This is a genomic window from Mesorhizobium sp. BAC0120, assembly GCF_033542235.1.
Taxonomy (GTDB): Bacteria; Pseudomonadota; Alphaproteobacteria; order Rhizobiales; family Rhizobiaceae; genus JAWRCU01.
In genome coordinates, this window is the sequence record NZ_JAWRCU010000002.1 from 412,550 (window position 1) to 431,184 (window position 18,635).

General features: G+C 63.6%; 20 protein-coding genes. 15 read left to right on the forward strand and 5 right to left on the reverse strand.

Annotation, left to right across the window (positions count from 1 at the left end; all coding sequences use genetic code 11):
* The first annotated feature begins 3 nt into the window (after positions 1-3).
* The 14 genes from pyrE to SAZ10_RS05495 all read left to right on the forward strand — a co-directional run bounded on the left by pyrE (position 4) and on the right by SAZ10_RS05495 (position 13,711).
* The gene (gene pyrE / locus SAZ10_RS05430; RefSeq protein ID WP_318608163.1) at positions 4-582 is read left to right on the forward strand and encodes an orotate phosphoribosyltransferase; all 579 of its coding nucleotides are present in this window, start codon (positions 4-6) and stop codon (positions 580-582) included.
* 262 nt (positions 583-844) lie between these two features.
* Entirely contained in the window at positions 845-1,444 is a 600-nt protein-coding gene (locus SAZ10_RS05435) for a DUF2062 domain-containing protein (RefSeq protein WP_412535162.1), read from the forward strand.
* Positions 1,441-1,863: a holo-ACP synthase gene (acpS, locus tag SAZ10_RS05440; protein ID WP_318608165.1), complete on the forward strand. Its 423-nt coding sequence runs from the start codon at positions 1,441-1,443 to the stop codon at positions 1,861-1,863. Before SAZ10_RS05435 ends, acpS begins: the two co-directional genes overlap by 4 nt.
* Before the next feature lie 67 nt (positions 1,864-1,930).
* A complete protein-coding gene (lepB, locus tag SAZ10_RS05445) occupies positions 1,931-2,680 on the forward strand; it encodes a signal peptidase I (RefSeq protein WP_318608166.1) in 750 nt (249 codons plus the stop codon).
* Positions 2,681-2,697: 17 nt separating this feature from the next.
* Positions 2,698-3,417, forward strand: coding sequence for a ribonuclease III (gene rnc / locus SAZ10_RS05450; RefSeq protein ID WP_318608167.1), 720 nt, complete (start codon positions 2,698-2,700; stop codon positions 3,415-3,417).
* Positions 3,414-4,325: a GTPase Era gene (era, locus tag SAZ10_RS05455; protein ID WP_318608168.1), complete on the forward strand. Its 912-nt coding sequence runs from the start codon at positions 3,414-3,416 to the stop codon at positions 4,323-4,325. Before rnc ends, era begins: the two co-directional genes overlap by 4 nt.
* An 87-nt stretch (positions 4,326-4,412) precedes the next feature.
* A complete protein-coding gene (recO, locus tag SAZ10_RS05460; protein WP_318608169.1) occupies positions 4,413-5,171 on the forward strand; it encodes a DNA repair protein RecO in 759 nt (252 codons plus the stop codon).
* A gap of 34 nt (positions 5,172-5,205) precedes the next feature.
* Complete coding sequence (locus tag SAZ10_RS05465; RefSeq protein ID WP_318608170.1) at positions 5,206-7,983, forward strand: DUF2339 domain-containing protein; 2,778 nt, start codon at positions 5,206-5,208, stop codon at positions 7,981-7,983.
* Between the two features lie 89 nt (positions 7,984-8,072).
* Positions 8,073-8,594 (forward strand): sigma-70 family RNA polymerase sigma factor, encoded by a 522-nt coding sequence (locus SAZ10_RS05470; protein WP_318608171.1) that lies wholly within the window; start codon positions 8,073-8,075, stop codon positions 8,592-8,594.
* A 17-nt stretch (positions 8,595-8,611) separates the two neighbouring features.
* Positions 8,612-9,382: an anti-sigma factor gene (locus SAZ10_RS05475; RefSeq protein WP_318608172.1), complete on the forward strand. Its 771-nt coding sequence runs from the start codon at positions 8,612-8,614 to the stop codon at positions 9,380-9,382.
* 129 nt (positions 9,383-9,511) lie between these two features.
* Positions 9,512-9,997 carry a GNAT family N-acetyltransferase gene (locus tag SAZ10_RS05480; protein ID WP_318608173.1) on the forward strand — a complete coding sequence of 162 codons (486 nt, stop codon included), beginning with the start codon at positions 9,512-9,514 and terminating at the stop codon, positions 9,995-9,997.
* A 76-nt stretch (positions 9,998-10,073) separates the two neighbouring features.
* Positions 10,074-11,537, forward strand: a complete 1,464-nt coding sequence (locus tag SAZ10_RS05485; RefSeq protein ID WP_318608174.1) for a RimK family protein — start codon at positions 10,074-10,076, stop codon at positions 11,535-11,537.
* Between the two features lie 105 nt (positions 11,538-11,642).
* Positions 11,643-11,891: a helix-turn-helix transcriptional regulator gene (locus SAZ10_RS05490; RefSeq protein ID WP_318608175.1), complete on the forward strand. Its 249-nt coding sequence runs from the start codon at positions 11,643-11,645 to the stop codon at positions 11,889-11,891.
* Positions 11,892-11,986: 95 nt separating this feature from the next.
* Positions 11,987-13,711, forward strand: a complete 1,725-nt coding sequence (locus tag SAZ10_RS05495) for a SulP family inorganic anion transporter (RefSeq protein WP_318608176.1) — start codon at positions 11,987-11,989, stop codon at positions 13,709-13,711.
* 26 nt (positions 13,712-13,737) lie between these two features.
* Here the strand turns inward: SAZ10_RS05495 and SAZ10_RS05500 are convergent, their stop codons facing one another.
* Both SAZ10_RS05500 and SAZ10_RS05505 read right to left on the reverse strand, forming a co-directional pair.
* A complete protein-coding gene (locus SAZ10_RS05500) occupies positions 13,738-14,370 on the reverse strand; it encodes an HD family hydrolase (RefSeq protein WP_318608467.1) in 633 nt (210 codons plus the stop codon).
* The gene (locus SAZ10_RS05505) at positions 14,367-15,242 is read right to left on the reverse strand and encodes a folate-binding protein YgfZ (RefSeq protein ID WP_318608177.1); all 876 of its coding nucleotides are present in this window, start codon (positions 15,240-15,242) and stop codon (positions 14,367-14,369) included. Before SAZ10_RS05505 ends, SAZ10_RS05500 begins: the two co-directional genes overlap by 4 nt.
* Positions 15,243-15,314: 72 nt before the next feature.
* Here SAZ10_RS05505 and SAZ10_RS05510 point away from each other — a divergent pair, with 72 nt between their 5' ends.
* Complete coding sequence (locus SAZ10_RS05510; RefSeq protein ID WP_318608178.1) at positions 15,315-16,646, forward strand: dihydroorotase; 1,332 nt, start codon at positions 15,315-15,317, stop codon at positions 16,644-16,646.
* A 122-nt stretch (positions 16,647-16,768) separates the two neighbouring features.
* Here the strand turns inward: SAZ10_RS05510 and SAZ10_RS05515 are convergent, their stop codons facing one another.
* The 3 genes from SAZ10_RS05515 to SAZ10_RS05525 form a co-directional block, all read right to left on the reverse strand.
* Complete coding sequence (locus SAZ10_RS05515) at positions 16,769-17,629, reverse strand: hypothetical protein (RefSeq protein WP_412535163.1); 861 nt, start codon at positions 17,627-17,629, stop codon at positions 16,769-16,771.
* A gap of 77 nt (positions 17,630-17,706) precedes the next feature.
* On the reverse strand, positions 17,707-17,964 hold the full coding sequence (locus SAZ10_RS05520) for a hypothetical protein (RefSeq protein WP_318608468.1): 258 nt from the start codon (positions 17,962-17,964) through the stop codon (positions 17,707-17,709).
* A 138-nt stretch (positions 17,965-18,102) separates the two neighbouring features.
* On the reverse strand, positions 18,103-18,483 hold the full coding sequence (locus SAZ10_RS05525) for a TIGR02301 family protein (RefSeq protein ID WP_318608180.1): 381 nt from the start codon (positions 18,481-18,483) through the stop codon (positions 18,103-18,105).
* Between the last annotated feature and the right edge of the window lie 152 nt (positions 18,484-18,635).

Below are 18,635 nucleotides of genomic sequence, written 5' to 3' on the forward strand. Positions count from 1 at the left end.
TAGATGAACGTAGACGAAGTGATCGGCATTTTCCGTGAGGCAGGCGCGGTGCTCGAAGGGCACTTCATCCTGACGTCGGGGCTCAGGAGCCCGATCTTTCTCCAAAAGGCCCGCGTCTTCATGTATGCCGACAAGACGGAGAAGCTCTGCCGCGCGCTGGCCGAGAAGATACGCGCGCAAGTGCGGGGGCAGGTCGACTATCTGGTCGGTCCGGCTGTGGGGGGACTTATCCCGGCCTATGAGACTTCACGCCACTTGGCCGTGCCGGCGATCTGGGTCGAGCGGGAAGGAGGCCAGTTCCGGCTGCGCCGCTTCGAGATACCGCAAGGCGCGCGGGTGGTCGTGATCGAGGACATCGTGACGACCGGCCTATCGATCCGCGAGACGGTCGACTGCATGCGTGCGCTCGGCGCAGAGGTTCTTGCGGCGGGCTGCATCATCGACCGGTCAGCCGGCAAAGCCGATGTCGGCGTGCCGCTGATCGCTCTCGCCGAATATGAGGTGCCGGCATATCCGGCCGACCGCCTGCCGCCCGAGCTGGCGAAGATTCCGCCCGTGAAGCCCGGCAGTCGCAATATCTAACGCATCGGACCGAACCGCAGGACTGCATCAACGAACAATCGCGCGGCGTTCTCGGAAGAGTTCGCTGAGTGAGAAAGTGCAAAGATTACGGAACCCGAGGAGGCATTCGTGCGCTGTCTCATGAATGACTGCGCAACGGCGCCCCGGTGTCGTTATTGTGCGGGACAGGCAAGCTCCAGTTCGGCATCCGCTCGTGTGATCGTGAACCGCCGGTACTGGCGCGCACTTGCAGGCATATACCGAGACCCGATAAAGAACAGCGATGTTGTTTCGACGCAGGACCCCTGCAGATTTCGGTGAGCGAGTAAGGACCATCATCTGGCCGCGCCGCTCATTTGCGCGTTCCGCGAAATACTTCTCCAAACGCATACTGAGATTGCGCGCCACACCGCATTCGATCGCCGCGGGTGTCGCTGCCGGGGTTTTTGTAGCCTTTCTGCCTATCCCGGGCCTGCACATCGTCGTAGCGGCGGTGGCAGCATGGCTGATCGCGGGAAACATCGTCGCTTCGGCGCTCGGTACCGCTGCGATCGGCAATCCGCTGACGTTTCCCGTGATCTGGGGGGTGACCTACGCGATCGGGCAGCTCATCCTGCACGGCCGCGAACCCGGCGCGTACCAGCCGCCCCACATCAGCCACCTGCTTCACCACCTGAGCCTGTCGCAGCTTTGGCAGCCGTTGCTGGAGCCGATGACGATTGGCGCCCTGCCGCTTGGGTTGCTCTTCGCCGCGGTATCCTATGGCGTCACGCGGTGGGCGGTATCGGCGTTCCAGACGCGCCGGCGAGCGCGGCTTGCCGAGAAGGCGCGACACGGGGCAAAGGCCGACCAAAGGCGCGACACTACCGTCCTCCAGTCATGATCATCGGTATCGGTAGCGATCTCATCGACATACGCCGCATCGAGCGTTCGCTGGAGCGCTACGGCGAGCGCTTCATTGCGAGGCTGTTCACCGATGTCGAGCGGGCGAAGTCGGAACGGCGGGCGGCGCGCGCGGCCTCCTACGCGAAGCGCTTTGCGGCAAAGGAGGCCTGTGCCAAGGCGCTCGGCACCGGCATGTCGCGCGGCGTGTTCTGGAAGGACATGGGCGTTGTCAACCTGCCGGGCGGCAAGCCCACCATGAATTTGACCAACGGTGCGGCGCTCCGGCTTCAATCGATGCTCCCCGCCGGTCACAATGCTGCGATCCACCTGACGATCACTGATGACTTTCCGCTGGCGCAAGCGTTTGTGGTAATTGAGGCCTTGCCGGCCGAACAATGGCCATCTTCATCCGATTGAAGCCGGCCAATTGCGTTGCCGCAACCCATATGAGCCGCTAAGACGAGGCCGAACCAACGAGGACGACATGAGCGTGGCCGACAAAACCCAAAAGAAGTCGAGCGGTTTAGGCGAAACCATAAGTGTGATCGTGCAGGCGCTTCTGCTGGCGCTCGTGATCCGCACCCTCCTGTTCCAGCCCTTCTCGATTCCTTCGGGTTCGATGCGGCCGACCTTGCTCGAAGGCGACTATCTGTTCGTCACCAAATGGGCCTATGGCTACTCGCGTCACTCGCTGCCGTTCTCGCCGCCGCTTTTTTCCGGCCGCATCTGGGGGAGCGACCCTCAGCGCGGCGATGTGGTCGTCTTCAAGTTCCCGCCCAACCCTTCGCTCGACTACATCAAGCGCGTGGTCGGTCTTCCGGGCGACCGCATCCAGATGAAAGACGGCCAACTCTTCATCAACGGGCAAGGCGTACCGCGCGAGAAGGTCGGCCAGATCAACAATCCCGATATCACCGAGGTCGACCGTCCGGTCGATGTCTATCGCGAAACGCTGCCCAATGGCGTCTCCTACGACACGCTCGACCTCACGCCGAACTCCATCGGTGACAATACGCGCGAATTCGTCGTGCCTCCCGGCCACTTTTTCATGATGGGCGACAACCGCGACAATTCGACCGACAGCCGCTTCTCGGTGGGCTTCGTTCCTGCGGAGAACCTCGTCGGGCGCGCCAACATCATCTTCTTCTCGATCGCCGACGGCGCGAGCCCGCTCGAGATTTGGAAATGGCCGAGCGAGATGCGTGCTTCGAGGCTCTTCAAATTCGTCCGCTAGGAGAGTTCGCCGGCGCGATGCCAACGAGACGTCTGAACGCCAAAGCGCTCGCAGCGGCACTCGAGACGACGGCCGGCCTGACTTTTCGCGACCCTGAACGGCTGCGCCGGGCGCTGACACATGCCAGTGCCCGCGGCAAAGACGCGGGATCCGACTACGAGCGAATGGAATTTCTGGGCGACCGCGTGCTCGGTCTGGTGGTCGCCGAATTCCTCTACCAGACCTTCCCAGAGGCGAGCGAAGGCGAGCTGTCGCTGCGGCTGAACGGCATGGTGAACGCGGAGACGCTCGCCGCGATCTCGGAGGAAATCGGGCTGCCCGACCTGATCACGGCAGGCAGCGAGATGCAGACGCTCGACAGCCGCAAGCGCGTCAATTTGCGCGCCGACGCGCTGGAATCGCTGATTGCCGCCATTTACCTCGAAGGCGGCATCGAGGCCGCGCGCAGTTTTATCGCCCGACACTGGTTCGCCCGGCCCATCGCTTCCGGTGTCGCCCGCCGCGATCCCAAGACCGAGCTGCAGGAGTGGTCGCATGTCGCCGGAGGCGGCGTACCTGTCTATTCGGTCGAAGGTCGCGAGGGACCGGACCATGACCCGGTCTTCACCGTGAACGTACGCGTCAACGGATTCCAGCCCGGGACCGGCGTTGGCCGGACCAAGCGGCAGGCCGAGCAGGCCGCCGCTGCTGCGGTCCTGATGCGCGAAGGCGTGTGGAAGGAAGAGGACAGCATATGAGCGGCGAGGCGCAAGCTCCGAAGACGCATTCGGGCTTCGTGGCCCTGCTCGGCGCACCGAATTCCGGCAAGTCGACGCTGGTCAACCAACTCGTCGGCACCAAGGTCTCGATCGTCACCCACAAGGTGCAGACGACGCGCTCGATCATCCGTGGCATTGCTACGCACCACAACGCGCAAATCGTCTTTCTCGACACACCGGGCATCTTCAAGCCGCGCCGCGCGCTCGACCGGGCGATGGTGACGACAGCATGGGGCGGCGCCAAGGACGCCGACATGGTGCTTGTGCTGATAGATGCCGAGCGCGGCATTCGCGAGGACGCCGAGGCGATCCTCGACAACCTCAAGGACGTTCGCCAGCCGAAGATCCTCGTCCTGAACAAGATCGATCGCGTGAAACCGGACATTCTGCTGAAGCTGACTGCCGAAGCAAACGCCAAGGCCGATTTCACGCGCACATTCATGATCTCTGCACTGACGGGCTCCGGCTGTCCCGACCTCCTCGACCATCTCGCGGAAGCTTTGCCGGAAGGCCCCTGGTATTACCCCGACGATCAGGTTTCGGACCTGCCGATGCGCCAGCTCGCTGCCGAGATCACCCGCGAAAAGCTCTATCTGAGGCTGCATCAGGAGCTTCCCTATTCCTCGCATGTCGAGACCGAGAAATGGGAGGAACGCAGGGACGGCTCTGTGAGGATCGAGCAGGTGATCTATGTCGAGCGCGACAGCCAGAAGAAGATCGTGCTCGGCCACAAGGGCGAGACGATCCGTGCCATCGGCGAGGCAGCGCGCAAGGAGCTCGTCGATATCCTCGAGCAGAAGGTGCACCTCTTCCTGTTCGTCAAGGTGCGGGAGTGGGGCAGCGACCCTGAGCGCTATCGCGAAATGGGGCTGGAGTTTCCTCATTGAGGTAGCAAATGCGCCTTGTGACAGCAGCCTGAATCCCGGTCCTGCCGGCAGCTTGACCGGGCGGGGTTCGCTGGCGCAAATGCGGGCATGGAGTGGCAGGACGAAGGCATCATCCTCGGTGCCCGCAAGCATGGCGAAACCAGCGCCATTCTCGAGGTGATGACACGCGAGCATGGCCGGCATCTTGGCCTTGTGCGCGGCGGCCGCTCCCGCAAGCAGCACGCTGTTTTGCAGGCGGGCAACCGCGTGTCGCTGATCTGGCGGGCCCGGCTCGACGAGCATCTCGGTGTGTTTCAGGCGGAGCCCGTGTCGTTCAACGCGGCGCGGCTGCTTGAGAGCGCAACCGCCCTCTATGGCCTGCTGACGCTCGCGGCACATCTGCGCCTGCTCCCTGAGCGGGACCCGCATGCGGCACTCTATGAGACACTCGGCATCGTCATCGACAATCTCGGCGACCCGCATTCGGCCGCCGAGCTTGTCGTCCGCTTCGAGTTGCTCGTGCTTGACGAGCTTGGCTTCGGCCTCGATCTGGCGCGCTGCGCGGCGACCGGGCAAACCGACGACCTCGCCTATGTCTCGCCGAAAACCGGCCGTGCGGTCTCACGCGAAGCCGGCCAGCCATGGCGCGACAAGATGCTGCCGCTGCCGGCCTTCCTCAGGCGCGGCGAGAGCGAGGCCGCCGACCTCGCTGCGATCGAGGCGGCGTTCCGCCTCACCGGCTTCTTCCTCACGCGCCATGTCTATGAGCCGCGCGCCCTTCCGGAGCCCGAGGCGCGCGCGAGCTTCCTGACCTCGGTACGCAAGGCATTCAGCGAGAACCCGACCGCCTTGAATCCTGCCCCGTGAACAGGCACAACCGTCGCATAAGCAGGGGAAGGCCATGTTTGGGGAATTTGGGGAGCTCGTTGGCCTGGTTGCCATCGTTGCGCTGATTGCGGGCGTTCGGCGGCAGCAGCGGCGCCTGCGGGTTCTGGAAACCGACCTCAAAGGGCTGAGGACGGATTTCCTCGCCTATCGTGAAGCGGTGACCTCGAAGGCGGCTGTCGAAGTATCCGCCACACCTGAGTCGACTGCTGCTCAACAGGCGGTCAGCGAACAACCGGCCAGACCTGAACACTCCGGCGCGGCTCTGGGCGATGCGGTCGACGCGTCGCCGCCCGAGGCTAAGAAGCCAGCCGAACCTGCTATTGCTGCCGCTGCACCTGAGCGGCCAGCCGATCGGCCTGTTGCGGAAGTCGATGCGCAACGTCCTGCAGGTCCAACGGTCGAGACCGCGCTCGGCACGCGCTGGGCCGTATGGGTCGGTGGGCTCGCGCTGGCGCTCGGCGGCATCTTTCTCGTGCGCTACACAATCGAGGCCGGCATTTTCGGGCCAGAGGTGCGGCTGATCCTGGCCTCCATCCTCGGTATCGCGCTTGTCGCAGCCGGCGAAATCGTGCGCCGCACCGGCTTCCGTGTGCCGGTCGAGGGCGTCGCCAACGCTCACGTCCCTGGCATATTGACGGCGGCCGGCGCATTCACCTTGTTCGGCGCCGTCTATGCCGCGCACGGCATCTATGGCTTCATCGGGCCGACGGCCGCCTTCCTCCTGCTCGGAATGATCGGCATCGCGACCATCGTGGCGTCGCTGATCCATGGTCAGGCACTGGCCGGCGTCGGCGTGGTCGGCTCCTACCTTACGCCGGTGCTGGTCTCCACGCAGGCCCCCAACCACTGGGCGCTGTTTGGCTTCGTGGCGATCGTACTTGCCGCCGCCGCCTTCATCGCCCGCCTGCGCGACTGGCTGCTATTGATGGCTGCAGCCTTTGCCGGAGCGGGTCTTTGGACGCTAGTCTACCTCATCAGCGCATGGCCCCTCGATTTCGCGATCCTCTCGTTCATCACTGCGGTGACGCTCGTCGTCCTCGAGTTCGTCTGGCTGGGGAGGCGTCAGGGGAGCGAGGGATTCGATATTCCCTCGATCGTGCCGGCCTTCTTTGTTGCAGTGACTTCTGCCGCCCTTTTCCTCGATCCCGATATCGCGGCTGCCGGCGGCGTGACCTATGGCGCGATTTTCCTGGTCGCGATGGTGGCTGTCGCAGTCTATCGGGCCCCAGCGATTGCATTGCTTCATGCTGCCGGTACGGCGACGACAGTCGTCTACCTGCGGAGCGCGTTCTCGGGAAGTTTCAACGTCAATTTCCTCGGCGAGGAGGTGAGGCTGGAAGGCTTTCCGCTCGTCGGCGTCGGCCAGTCCGAAATCGTCTGGTCGGGCGTGGCGCTGAGCGCGGCCTTTCTCGTCGCCGGCCTGTGGAGCGCCTGGAGCCTGGCGCCGTCGGCAGCAAGGCGCGCTGCGGCATGGTCGGCGTGGGGCGTTGCGGTGCCACTCGTCGTCCTGTTCGCGACCTGGATCGCGTTTGGCAATCTCGATCGTGACGTGGCGCGAGCCCTGATCGCGTTTGCGCTGGCGGTCGCCTTCGCCCTTGCCGGTGAGGTGATCTCACGAGCCGAGTTGCCGTGGCAGACGGGCGGCCCCGCCGTCTCCGTCGCGCTGATCGGCGCGGGGATCGCCGTCCTGCTCGCGCTCCATATGGGCTTTTCATCCGGCTGGACGACGGTGCTACTCGGCGCCGCGACGGCGCTTCCGGCCTTCGCGACGCGCTATCGAAACTGGCCCGTGCTTGGCTGGCTGAGCGCAGGAGCGGTCGCCTTCCTGCTTCTCCGCTTTGCTCTCGACCCGACCATCGTTGGTGCCGCGAACCTGTCGACCACGCCTTTCCTCAATTGGCTGCTTATCGGGTACGGCGTGCCGGCCATCGGAGCCGGCTTTGCCGGCTGGCAGCTTGCCCGCACGACGAACGGCCGAGCTCGGCTTGTCATGGAGGCTGCCGCGAGCTTCTTCACGTTGATCGGAGCAGCAATGCTCGTCCGGCATGCGATGCATGGCGGCGTCATCGACGACAGCGCCATCACGCTGGCCGAGCAGGCGGTATACACGCTGATTGCGCTTGCCGGCAGCGCGATGTTGATCGCACTGGACCGCCGGGCGCCGAGCCCCGTATTGCGCTTTGGTTCGATCGCCGTGGGAATTCTCTCGGCGGCAATGATCGTCCTCCAGCATTTGCTCCTGCTCGACCCGCTCTTCACCGACGAATCCACGGGGAAAATCCCTGTGCTCAACCTGCTGTTGCTGGCTTATCTGATGCCGGCCGCCGCTGCGGGCGGGCTGGCGCTCTTCGCACGCGGCAGGCGGCCGCGCTGGTATGTGGCGACGCTTGGGCTGATCGCGGCCATGCTTGCCTTCGCCTATGCGACGCTGTCGCTGCGCCGTTTGTTCCAGGGCGAGTTCATCGGCGCGTGGCGCGAGTTTGGCCAGCTCGAGACATACGCCTACTCGGCGCTGTGGCTGGCCCTCGGGGTCGCGCTGCTGGTCGGCGGACTTGCGTTGAGATCGCAGGTGCTGCGGCTAGCGTCGGGCGCACTGATCGTCATCGCCGTCGCCAAGGTCTTCCTGTTCGACATGTCCGAGCTCGAAGGCGTGCTGCGTGCGCTATCCTTCATCGGGCTCGGCGTGGTGCTGATCGGGATCGGCCTGTTCTATCAGCGCATGCTGCGGCTGGGCGTTGGGGCTGCTTCGAGGGAGCAAGCCGCAACGCCCGCTCCGCCCACCGCCTCCTGATCGGGCCTGGCCATTTCTCGATGGCGGCTTTGGGATTATTCTTGGCCGTCGAGCGTTGATGGCAGAGAGGCTCATTGGCGGCCGAGGGCATGGACGACCACCGCAGGCAGGCGATCATCGAGGAGATTCCGCGGCTGCGGCGCTATGCGCGCGCGCTCGTTCGCGATCGCGACGCTGCCGATGATCTCGTGCAGGACAGCCTTGAGCGGGCACTGTCACGCATCGAGAGCTGGACGACCGGAGATTCACCGCGGCGCTGGTTGTTCACCATCATGCACCATCTGTTCGTCGATCAGCTCCGGCGTTCCCGGCGTCACGTGCAGGCCGTTGCGCTCATGCCCGAGACGATCGATGCGGCCAGTTCGCCGCCGCCTCAGCCGGACAAGCTGGCTTCGGCCGAGGTTCTGTCCGCACTGGAGCAAATTGCCCCCGAAAGGCGGGCGGCGCTCGTGCTCGTCGCCGTCGAGGGCTTCTCATACGCCGACGCGGCAAACGTGCTCGGCATTCCGGCCGGCACACTGATGTCCAGGATCGCCAGAGGGAGAGAGGAGTTGCGATCGATCTTAGACGATGTCTCGCGGCGCAAGATGATCAAGGTGGTCGAAAAATGACCAGACGCGAGTTTAGCATGTCCGACATCCATCTTGCGCTCGACGGTGAGCTCCCCGATGACGATCGTGCCGAGTTCGAGCGTTGGCTCGAATCGCATCCTGATATGAAGGCGCAGAGTGCCCGCTTCGAGCGCGATGGTGCGATACTTGCGGCTGCGCTTGCCCCGATCCTCGACGAGCCGGTGCCCTCGCGCCTCACGAAGCTGGCCTCAGGCGAAGTCAAGCCACGGCGCTCTTGGACGATCTCGCTGCGCAATGCGGCCGCCGCTGCAGTCGTCTTCGTCGCCGGCGGCATCGCCGGCTATTTCATCGCGAGCAGCGGATCGTTCAACGAAGAAGATCTCGCAGACCGGCTCGCGGAGAATGCGATCGGCGCTTACGTGACCTTTACTGCCAGCCTGCCGCATGCGGTCGATGTCGGGGCGGACGACCGGGCTTACCTCGAGGGCTGGCTGTCGAAGCGGACCGGCCTCAAGATAATCGCGCCCGATCTCGCGGCTTCTGGGTTCGAACTTCTTGGCGGGAGGATTCTTCCCTCCGGCGAGAACATCGCCGCTCTGCTCGTCTACAAGGACAAGTCGGGCAACCAGCTGTCCATCTACATGGTAGGCGAAGGCGGGGAGAAGGCGAAGGGCACCTACACGCCCGAGGAGGGCGGCCCGACTGCCATCTACTGGATGAATAAGGGCTTTGGCTGCGCTATCGTCGGTTCGCTCCCGCGGGGGCAACTCGCCGAGGTCGCCCGGAATGCGTGGCGCCAGATGGTCGAGGCGGGTGCAGTGGGTTAGTTCCATTCTGTCACAATTCGGCCCCAATCGAGGAGCGAAAGCGCCATTGATGTTTGCGCTGGGGTGGCGGAAGCAGAGACCTGAACTGGAATTCTCCGCAAGGGCGCAAACGAGGTTTCTCCGGTCCTCATGCAAGCCAAATTCCGCGCGGCCTCTGTGGCCGACCTCGGTGCGCTTATCGACCTCGAGAACCGGTCGTTCTCGTCCGACCGGCTTTCCCCCGAATCATTGCGCCGTCTTGTTTCGTCACCGTCTGCCGCCGTGATCGCTGCAACCACCGATCGGGCGCTGGCCGGCTATGCGGTGGTGCTGTTCAGATCCGGCAGCCGCATCGCGAGGCTCTACTCGCTTGCAGTCGAGCCCGATCGGCGCGGTCTTGGCCGCGAGTTGCTCGGCGCGGCCGAGAGGGAAGCCGCATCGCGGGACTGCTCCGTGCTGCGGCTCGAAGTGCGCCAGGACAACGCCCGTGCCATCGGCCTCTATGAGCGCGCGTCCTACAGGCGATTCGGCCAGAAGCCGCATTATTATGCCGACGGCGCTACGGCGCTGCGCTTCGAGAAATCGCTCAAGCTGGACGCCGAAATCGCCGGGCGTGCCGGAACCGCCGTCGCATGACCATCGTTGCCCTGTTCATTTGTTCGCCCGTGTCCCCTCTAACCGGCACCACTCTGCCTGAACGAGAATTGACGACATGACCTGGGTCATACTGACGGGACGGCAGAGCGATCTCGACCAGGTGGCGACACCGCACAAGATCATCACCAATCGCGATTATTTGGCGCACCCGGCATTGTTTCGCGGGCAGCGGCCGAAGGTCATCAACCTGTCGAATAATTATGGGTACCAGAGCCGCGGCTACTACGCGTCGCTGCTCGCCTCCTCGCGCGGCCATCGCGTGATCCCGACGGTCGAGACGATGATCGACCTCTCGGAACCGAAGCTCTACGAGAACGCACTGCCCGAGCTGGAGGTCGCGCTCAACAAATGCCGCAAGGATCTGGGCGGCGCCTTCCCACATCGCGTCGCGATCTATTTCGGCATCGGCCCGTCCAAGGCATGGGACCGATTTGCCAAGCTTCTGTTCGACTGGTTTCGGGCGCCGGCACTTGAGGTGACGATCCGCGACAGCGCGCAATGGGCGTCGATCCGCAAGATCGGCTTCCTGCCGCTCGCGCGCATGACGGCCGATGAGAAGACGCGCTTCCTCGCTTGCATGGAAACATATACCGGCCGCGAATGGCGCGATTCCAAGACCAGGACGCCAGCCCGCTACAGCTTTGCGACGCTGGTTGATCCGCACGAGCAGCTGCCCCCCTCTGACATCCAGTCGCTGCGCTACTGGGCCAAGATCGCCGAAAAAATGGGCGTCGAGGTCGAGCCGATCACCAGGAAGGATCTGGCGAAGCTCGCCAACTACGATGCGCTTTTCATCCGCGAGACGACGTCGATTTCCAATCACACCTATCGCTTCGCCCGCCGCGCCCAGCAGGAGGGCATGCCGGTGATCGACGACCCGCTGTCGATGATCCGCTGCACCAACAAGGTCTATCTGACCGAGTTGATGAGCTTCAACAAGGTGCCTATGCCACCGACGGTGATGATCGCCAGCGCTGCCGATCTGGAGGTCGCCGCACAGGTGCTGGGTTTTCCGCTAGTGCTCAAAATCCCGGACAGTGCGTTCTCGCGCGGCGTCAAGAAGGCCAACAGTCCTGAGGAACTGAAGTCCCTCGCAGAGGGATGGCTGGAAGATTCCGACCTGCTGATCGCCCAGAAATTCATCCCGACCGAATATGACTGGCGTGTGGGGGTGCTCGGCGGCCAACCGCTCTTTGCCGTGCACTACCTGATGGCCAAGAAGCACTGGCAGATCGTCAACCACAAGGCCAACGGCAAGCCCGACCAAGGCGGCATCAAGACCTTCACCCTCAAGGAGGCGCCGTCTCATGTGGTGGAGACCGCCGTGCGTGCCGCGAGATGTATCGGCGACGGGCTCTACGGAGTCGATCTCAAGGAGACCAAGGACGGCGTCTTCCTCATAGAGATCAACGACAATCCGAACCTCGACCATGGCTGCGAAGATTCCGGCGAAAAGGACGAGGTGTGGGTGAAGCTGACCCAGTGGTTTTTGGACAGGCTTGAGCGGCAGGGGCGGTAAGCTACGAAGGATCGCCTGTGTACTGCCAGATATCTGAACTGATGTGCTAGACGTCATTGTCGATAGCTGATATCTGAATAGTAGGATTTCAGGCGGGATCGTTGATTGATAACATCTGCACAGATGCGTGCCGCCCGGGCGCTGCTTGGCATCGACCAGCGTCAGCTTGCCGATCTGGCCGGCGTTTCGGTGCCGACCATCCAGCGGATGGAGGCAAGTGAAGGCACCGTGCGCGGCGTGATCGAGACGCTGACGAAAGTCGTCGAGGCGCTCGATCGTGCAGGCGTTCAGCTGATCGGCGACAACGCGGTGAGCGATGGCGGCGGACGCGGCGTTCGCCTGAAGCAGCCATAAGCGACGAGCACCTCCTGACATCCAGCGCATATGCGCCTGGCCGCCCGGGTTCGGTCGACCATGCCAGCTCTATTGCGGCAAGCGAAAGGATTGCCATGGCTGCCCGATCCGTTGAACCCCGATTCCTCGAGCTGTTCACGCCCAAGCTGGTCACCGTTCTCAGGGAACGCTACGGGCCGGCTGACCTTCGGGCCGACGCCATTTCCGGCCTGACCGTCGCAATCGTCGCGCTGCCGCTCTCGATGGCCATTGCGATCGGATCGGGCGTCACTCCCGATCGCGGTCTTTTCACTTCGATCATCGGAGGCTTCGTGGTCTCGGCGCTCGGCGGCAGCCGCTTTCAAATCGCCGGCCCGGCCGGCGCATTCATCGTGCTCGTTTCGTCGACCGTGACAGCACATGGGCTTGACGGACTCCTTCTTGCAACCATGATATCCGGGCTGATCCTGCTCGCCATCGGCCTGTTGCGGCTCGGGACTTTCATCAAATACATCCCATACCCGGTGACGGTCGGCTTCACGTCAGGCATCGCCGTCATCATCTTTGCAAGCCAGATCAAGGAACTCCTCGGCCTCGACCTGGAAAACGAACCGGGACCTTTCCTGCCGAAGCTGCGGGCGATCGTCGATGCGCTGCCCACGATGAACGTCTACGCCGCTCTTGTTGCGGTATTGACGATCGGGATCATCGTCCTCGTTCGCCGCTATCGCCCGCATTGGCCAGCCTACATTATCGCGGCGGCCGTCGTAGCGGTCGCCGCAGCACTCTTCGGTTTGCCAGTGCAGACCATCGGAACACGCTTCGGCGGCATTCCTCATTCGCTGCCGGCACCGCAGCTGCCGTCGCTCTCCCCTGAAAAGATAGTCGAAGTGCTCCCATCGGCGCTTTCCTTCGCGCTGCTGGGCTGCATCGAGAGCCTCCTTTCGGCAGTGGTGGCTGATTCCATGAGCGGCCGACGTCACCGCTCCAACTGCGAGCTGGTCGCGCAGGGCCTAGCCAATGTCGCTTCGCCGCTCTTCGGTGGCTTCTGCGTCACCGGTAATATCGCGCGGACGGCGACCAACGTGCGTTCCGGCGCCCGCGGGCCAGTGTCGGGCATGTTGCATTCGGTCTTCCTGCTCATCTTCATGCTCGTTGCCGCGCCGCTTGCTTCTTACATCCCGCTCGCCGCCCTCGCCGGTGTGCTCGCCGTCGTCTCCTGGAACATGGCCGAGAAGCACGAATTCGCATCCCTCATCCGCGCCTCAGCCGGCGACGCGGCGGTGCTGCTGACGACCTTCGTGCTCGTCGTGTTTCGCGACCTCACCGAAGGTATTCTCGTTGGCTTTGCGATCGCCGCACTGCTCTTCCTGCATCGAATGGCGAGCGCGGTCGCTGTCGAGCACGGGCCGGTCGTGGAGTTGGACAAACCGGATACGGCCAACGGTCGCAAGCCTTACGATTCAGGGTTGGCTACCGATCCTGACATCGTGGTCTGCAGGATATCGGGAGCGTTCTTCTTTGGGGCGGCTGCAAGCGTTGGGGCAGCGTTGGACCGCATCGGCGAACATCCAAGTGCCTATATCATCGACTTCACGACAGTGCCGTTTCTCGATTCCAGCGGTGCCGCCACACTTGAAGGCTTCGTACGCAAGGCAACCCGCCGAGGGGCAACCATTCACATCAGCGGCGCGTCGCGGTCAGTTCGGCGCGTTCTCTTGACGCATGGCATGCGGCCGCCGCGCGTCCGCTTCAGACGGACGCTGGCCGAGGCGCTCGAGGAGGCACGCAAGGCCAGGTACAAGGAGGAAGCTGCGATCGCTCCGGCAGCGGTCGTATAAATCGCTTCGCGAGTTCCCCTGAAGGCTCAACCGGTCCTGCGGGAACTTGCCTGGCGCGGCTTTTCGATCGCCGCAAAGCGCGCCAAGAATTCCCTCTGCACCTTGTTCGGCGCACGGGGAATGAGGTCGAAGCGCGATACCTCGAAGCCGCGTGGCCGGCCGAAGAAGCGCGTCGCCTCGGCAATCGTGAATCCGGCAAGCTCCGTCGCCTCGAAATAGGCGGCGACGTGATCTGCGCGCTTGATCGAATCGTTGAGCGCCGAGGTCGGTTCTGCCGGAAGTGCGAAACGCAGATGAATGGCCCGCTTCAGCCGGTTCTCGACTTCCTTGTAATCGCCGCCGACCACCGCCTTGAACGGCGAGATCATGTCACCGATCACATATTCGGCCGCATCATGCAGCAGTGCGGTCAGCCGTTCTGTCGGCGTTGGATCGGGCGTGATCGCGCAGAATATCTCCTCGACCAGAAGGCAGTGCTGCGCGACCGAGAAAGCGTGGTCGCCGCTCGTTTGGCCGTTCCAGCGTGCGACGCGGGCGAGCCCGTGCGCAATGTCGCCGATCTCGATGTCGAGCGGCGAAGGATCCAGGAGGTCGAGCCTGCGGCCGGACAGCATGCGCTGCCAGGCGCGCGGCGGAGCACCGATGCGGTCCGGCATCAGGCCTGTTCCGGGGCGACCGCCTCCGGGAACCGGAACTTGGCGGAGGACGGGATGCTGAGCGTGATCGGCATACCCCCGGCCGTGATCGGCCATCCGGTATCGATTGCATCCTTGACCCGGTCGATACGGACGATGGCGAGTCCCGTCTCGCCGACCACGGTGCCGAGCGCACCGATCGAGCGGCCGTCCGCGAGAATTTCCGTGCCAGAACTGGGCAGGGGGCCTGATGCGACCATCACGCGGCGGCGTGCCGTGCCGCGATGCTGCATGCGCGAGACCACCTCCTGGCCGACATAGCAGCCCTTCTGAAAGCCGACACCACCATTCTCGTCGAGAAGGACGTCGTGCGGGAAGGCATCACCAGCAGCATAGTCTGCACCGCTTTCGGCAACGCCATATTCGATCCGCAGCGCGTGCCAATCGCCCTCATTGGCAGTTTCGGTCGGAAGCGGGGGCGCATATTGGCGCAACACCTTCGCGTCGACGGGGAATCGCGTGTCGCGTAGCGCCGCCGAATCTGAACCGGCTGAATCGGCCTGCGGTGCGCTTGAATCACCTCTCCACGAAACGGCGACAAGTGCCTGATCCTGCTTGGCAATCGTCGCCTTGGCCCGCAGCTTGTAGAGGGTGAGCCGGCGCACGAAGTCGTCCGCGAGTGCGGTGCGGCAATCAAGCAGGAAGCGCTTGTCGCCTGCGCGGGAAATCAGGAAATCGAACAGGATCTTGCCCTGCGGCGAGAGCAGGGCGCTGGGTTTCGCTTCGCCTTTGCCGAGCGAAGACAGATCCGCCGTGACGATGTTCTGGAGCAACGTCTCGGCGTCGTCGCCTTCGACGGCAATCAGCGCGCGGTCGTCGAGATGGACGGTCGGCATGGGATCCTGACCTTGCAATTCGGGAGGCCATTACGTAAGCCGCCCGCATCTTACCGGCAAGGGCTGTGAGCGATGGCGACGACCTACGACCTGATCCTCAAAGGCGGGACGGTGGTCAATCAGGACGGCGTCGGTGTCCGCGACATCGGCGTGACTGGCGGCCGCATCGTCGCGATCGGCGATCTCGGAAAAGCGCGCGCGGGAACATCGATCGACTGCCGCGGGTTGCATGTGCTGCCCGGCGTCATCGACAGCCAGGTGCATTTCCGCGAGCCCGGAGCCGAGCACAAGGAAGACCTGGAAAGCGGCTCGCGCGCTGCCGTTCTGGGCGGCGTCACCGCCGTTTTCGAGATGCCGAATACCAATCCGCTGACGACGAGCGAGGCGGCGCTTGCCGACAAGGTCAGGCGCGGCACGCACCGCATGCATTGCGACTTCGCGTTCTGGGTTGGCGGCACGCGCGACAATGCCGGAGATGTGAACGAGCTGGAGCGCCTGCCCGGGGCAGCCGGCATCAAGGTGTTCATGGGGTCCTCTACGGGCGACCTGCTGGTCGAGGATGACGAAGGCGTAGCGGCGATCCTGAGGAACACGCGCCGGCGCGCCGCCTTCCATTCCGAGGACGAGTACCGGCTGCGCGAGCGCCTCGACCTGCGCGTTGAGGGCGATGCGTCCTCGCATCCTGTCTGGCGCGACGAGCTGGCGGCCCTGCGCTGCACGGAGCGGCTGGTCGCGATCGCCCGCAAGGCGCGCGCGCGCATCCATGTGCTGCATATTTCGACTGCCGAAGAAATCGAGTTCCTGCGCAATCACAAGGACGTCGCAAGCTGCGAGGCGACCCCTCATCACTTGACCCTGTCGGCCGACGACTATGCCAGGTTGGGCACCTTGCTGCAGATGAACCCGCCGGTCCGCAGCGCCCGCCATCGCGATGGTGTCTGGCGCGGCGTCGCCCGAGGCATAGTCGACGTGCTCGGCTCGGACCATGCCCCGCATACGCTGGCCGAGAAGGCCAAGCCTTATCCCGCCTCGCCATCAGGCATGCCGGGCGTGCAGACACTGGTGCCTGTGATGCTCGACCATGTGAATGCCGGGCGTCTCACGATCGAACGCTTCGTCGATCTCGCCAGCCATGGGCCCCAGCGCCTTTTCGGGATTGCCTGCAAGGGCCGTATCGCCGCCGGCTACGATGCCGATTTCACTGTTGTCGACCTGAAGCGCCGCGAGACGATCCGCAACGCCCAGGCCGGCTCGCGGGCAGGCTGGACGCCTTATGACGGAATGGAGGTGACCGGCTGGCCGATCGGCACCATCGTGCGCGGCAGGCGCGTCATGTGGGAAGGCGAGCTCGTGGAGACGGGGCAGGGCGAGCCGGTGATGTTTGCCGAGGCGCTGCCGGTATGAGGCAGTAGGGCAATAAGGCAATACAATAAGGCAATAGCGGAACTTCGGCGCCGAGTGGCGGCAGGTCCGCTCGATATGCTTACATATTGCCCTATTGCCTTACTGCCCTATTCCCCTCTGCCTCAATCACCAGCGACAAAGAACGACCACCGCCCCTCGGGCGTAATGCCGACCCGGTAAAAAATGTAGGTGCCGTAGGTCTTCATCTCGTCATAGTCGCCCGACGTCACGATCCTGAATAGCTCCACCTTCTGGGCGGGCGTCAGCTTCTCGAGCGGAACGGCAAAGAAATAGGGCCATACATACATGTCGTTCGGCGTGCCGGCATCCATGTGGACAAAGCCGGCGCTGAGCACGTCTTCGAGAATGGCAAGGATCTCGGCGCCTTCCTTGTCGCCGGATAGCTCCTTCAGATAGTCGATCGGGTCGCCCTCGATCGCGCCGAAGGAGAGCTGGGTACCGCTCTCGCCTGGTTCGAGCAGCGGTCTGAGCTTCTCGATATCGCCGCTCTTGGTAGCCTCCATGATGCGGTCGTGCAACCGCCTGACGGGTTCCGGCAGCTTGCCAAGATCATAGACGATTTCCGGGATCGGTGCGTTGGGATCGATCGCCAGACGCGCGCTGTCCGGGGGGCCTTCACCGCCGGGATCCGCTTCATCCGGCTGAGACTGGTCAGGCTCAGACTTGCCAGGCCCGGCCTTGTCAGGCTCGCCCAAGCCCGGCGCGGTGGTCGTCGAGTCCGGAGAGGGCACCTGATTGAGGGGAGGCAGCGATTTCTTCTCGATGGACTGATCGTCGGAGGGCTGGGCCGGCGTATCGGAAGGCTGCGGTATCTCCTCGCGTTTGATTTCGCTCAACGCCGATGCCGGCTGCACCGAAATATGCACCACCCCGACGGCCAGCAGTGCGGCCAAGGCAGCTGCGAGCGCCGATCTCGAAAGCGCAGGCAATACAGCCGATTCAATTGAAATGGCTCGAGGCATTGGGCGAAATCTCCGGCCGCGGCTGGAATTCGTGGCCGCGTGCGGCACTATAGTCGATTACTCGCCTGCGATATGCGTCAATGGCGCAACAGCGAGCGCTCGAATTCGCCGGCCACCACCTTTTCGCGCATGCGATCGAGAAGGGCGAGCGCCGCCTTCTCGCCGGAGCAGCGGACAAGCTCGGCAAAAGCTGTCGCAAGTGCCGCTTCGGCGATGATTTCAGGCTCGATGCCGGCCGAGAGTCCCTCCGCCCAGGCTTCGTTATGGCTTTCCGTCGCTGTCAGCCGCTTTTCTTCGCGAACCAGCGCGTCGATGTCGCTGAGGCCGTGTTCCATGGCCGATACCACCCTCTTCAAGTTGCGATCCGAACTCGTTTCGAATCAACTTGACCAGTCCCTTTTACGTCCCGTTAAGCGTTCTAGCACAGCGAATCTGTCCTGTATGGGGCGCGTGGCGAAAAAGTTAACATCAATTTAATTGCCGTAGCGCGCCGCGATGTCACGCGACAGCGCCTCGCCCTCTTTCATGTAGCGGGAAATCGCCTCGGTCGCCGATGCGGTGCAGGCGACATAAACCCCGTCGAAGGACCGGTAGCCGCGATTGAAGCTGGCGACAAAGCGGGCGCGCCGCTCCTGATTTGGGTTTTCCGTAGCCAGCAGTTGCTCCATCTCGTTGCGCCACTGGTCGCCCTCTTCGCCGCAGAGATTACGCAAGTAGTGGAGCGAGCCGAGCACCTCGGCTAGCCTGAGCAGCGGCTGCTCGAAGGGCGCTTCCGCGCTTGCCGCCCCTGCCGGTCCGCCTGCTAGCGAAAGGACCGCAATGAAAACTGCCGGATATGCCCAAGCTCTCGCCATAAGTCCTTGTGGCGCATGATTTTGTCGGCGGCAAGGCAGGATGCTGGAGCAGGATGAACTGGAGTCATTCATCCTGCTCCAGTTCTTTGTCTTTGCAGGCATGATCTTGTCCGAAAAGTCTGCAACTTTTTGCTGCGCTGTCCTCCGGTTCG

What these genes read in the sequence shown, in the direction of transcription:
- pyrE (WP_318608163.1), top strand. Translation starts at nt 4, where the DNA reads ATGAACGTAGACGAAGTGATCGGCATTTTCCGTGAGGCAGGCGCGGTG.
- SAZ10_RS05435 (WP_412535162.1), top strand. Translation starts at nt 845, where the DNA reads ATGTTGTTTCGACGCAGGACCCCTGCAGATTTCGGTGAGCGAGTAAGG.
- acpS (WP_318608165.1), top strand. Translation starts at nt 1,441, where the DNA reads ATGATCATCGGTATCGGTAGCGATCTCATCGACATACGCCGCATCGAG.
- lepB (WP_318608166.1), top strand. Translation starts at nt 1,931, where the DNA reads ATGAGCGTGGCCGACAAAACCCAAAAGAAGTCGAGCGGTTTAGGCGAA.
- rnc (WP_318608167.1), top strand. Translation starts at nt 2,698, where the DNA reads ATGCCAACGAGACGTCTGAACGCCAAAGCGCTCGCAGCGGCACTCGAG.
- era (WP_318608168.1), top strand. Translation starts at nt 3,414, where the DNA reads ATGAGCGGCGAGGCGCAAGCTCCGAAGACGCATTCGGGCTTCGTGGCC.
- recO (WP_318608169.1), top strand. Translation starts at nt 4,413, where the DNA reads ATGGAGTGGCAGGACGAAGGCATCATCCTCGGTGCCCGCAAGCATGGC.
- SAZ10_RS05465 (WP_318608170.1), top strand. Translation starts at nt 5,206, where the DNA reads ATGTTTGGGGAATTTGGGGAGCTCGTTGGCCTGGTTGCCATCGTTGCG.
- SAZ10_RS05470 (WP_318608171.1), top strand. Translation starts at nt 8,073, where the DNA reads ATGGACGACCACCGCAGGCAGGCGATCATCGAGGAGATTCCGCGGCTG.
- SAZ10_RS05475 (WP_318608172.1), top strand. Translation starts at nt 8,612, where the DNA reads ATGTCCGACATCCATCTTGCGCTCGACGGTGAGCTCCCCGATGACGAT.
- SAZ10_RS05480 (WP_318608173.1), top strand. Translation starts at nt 9,512, where the DNA reads ATGCAAGCCAAATTCCGCGCGGCCTCTGTGGCCGACCTCGGTGCGCTT.
- SAZ10_RS05485 (WP_318608174.1), top strand. Translation starts at nt 10,074, where the DNA reads ATGACCTGGGTCATACTGACGGGACGGCAGAGCGATCTCGACCAGGTG.
- SAZ10_RS05495 (WP_318608176.1), top strand. Translation starts at nt 11,987, where the DNA reads ATGGCTGCCCGATCCGTTGAACCCCGATTCCTCGAGCTGTTCACGCCC.
- SAZ10_RS05505 (WP_318608177.1), bottom strand. Translation starts at nt 15,242, where the DNA reads ATGCCGACCGTCCATCTCGACGACCGCGCGCTGATTGCCGTCGAAGGC.
- SAZ10_RS05510 (WP_318608178.1), top strand. Translation starts at nt 15,315, where the DNA reads ATGGCGACGACCTACGACCTGATCCTCAAAGGCGGGACGGTGGTCAAT.
- SAZ10_RS05515 (WP_412535163.1), bottom strand. Translation starts at nt 17,629, where the DNA reads ATGCCTCGAGCCATTTCAATTGAATCGGCTGTATTGCCTGCGCTTTCG.
- SAZ10_RS05520 (WP_318608468.1), bottom strand. Translation starts at nt 17,964, where the DNA reads ATGGAACACGGCCTCAGCGACATCGACGCGCTGGTTCGCGAAGAAAAG.
- SAZ10_RS05525 (WP_318608180.1), bottom strand. Translation starts at nt 18,483, where the DNA reads ATGGCGAGAGCTTGGGCATATCCGGCAGTTTTCATTGCGGTCCTTTCG.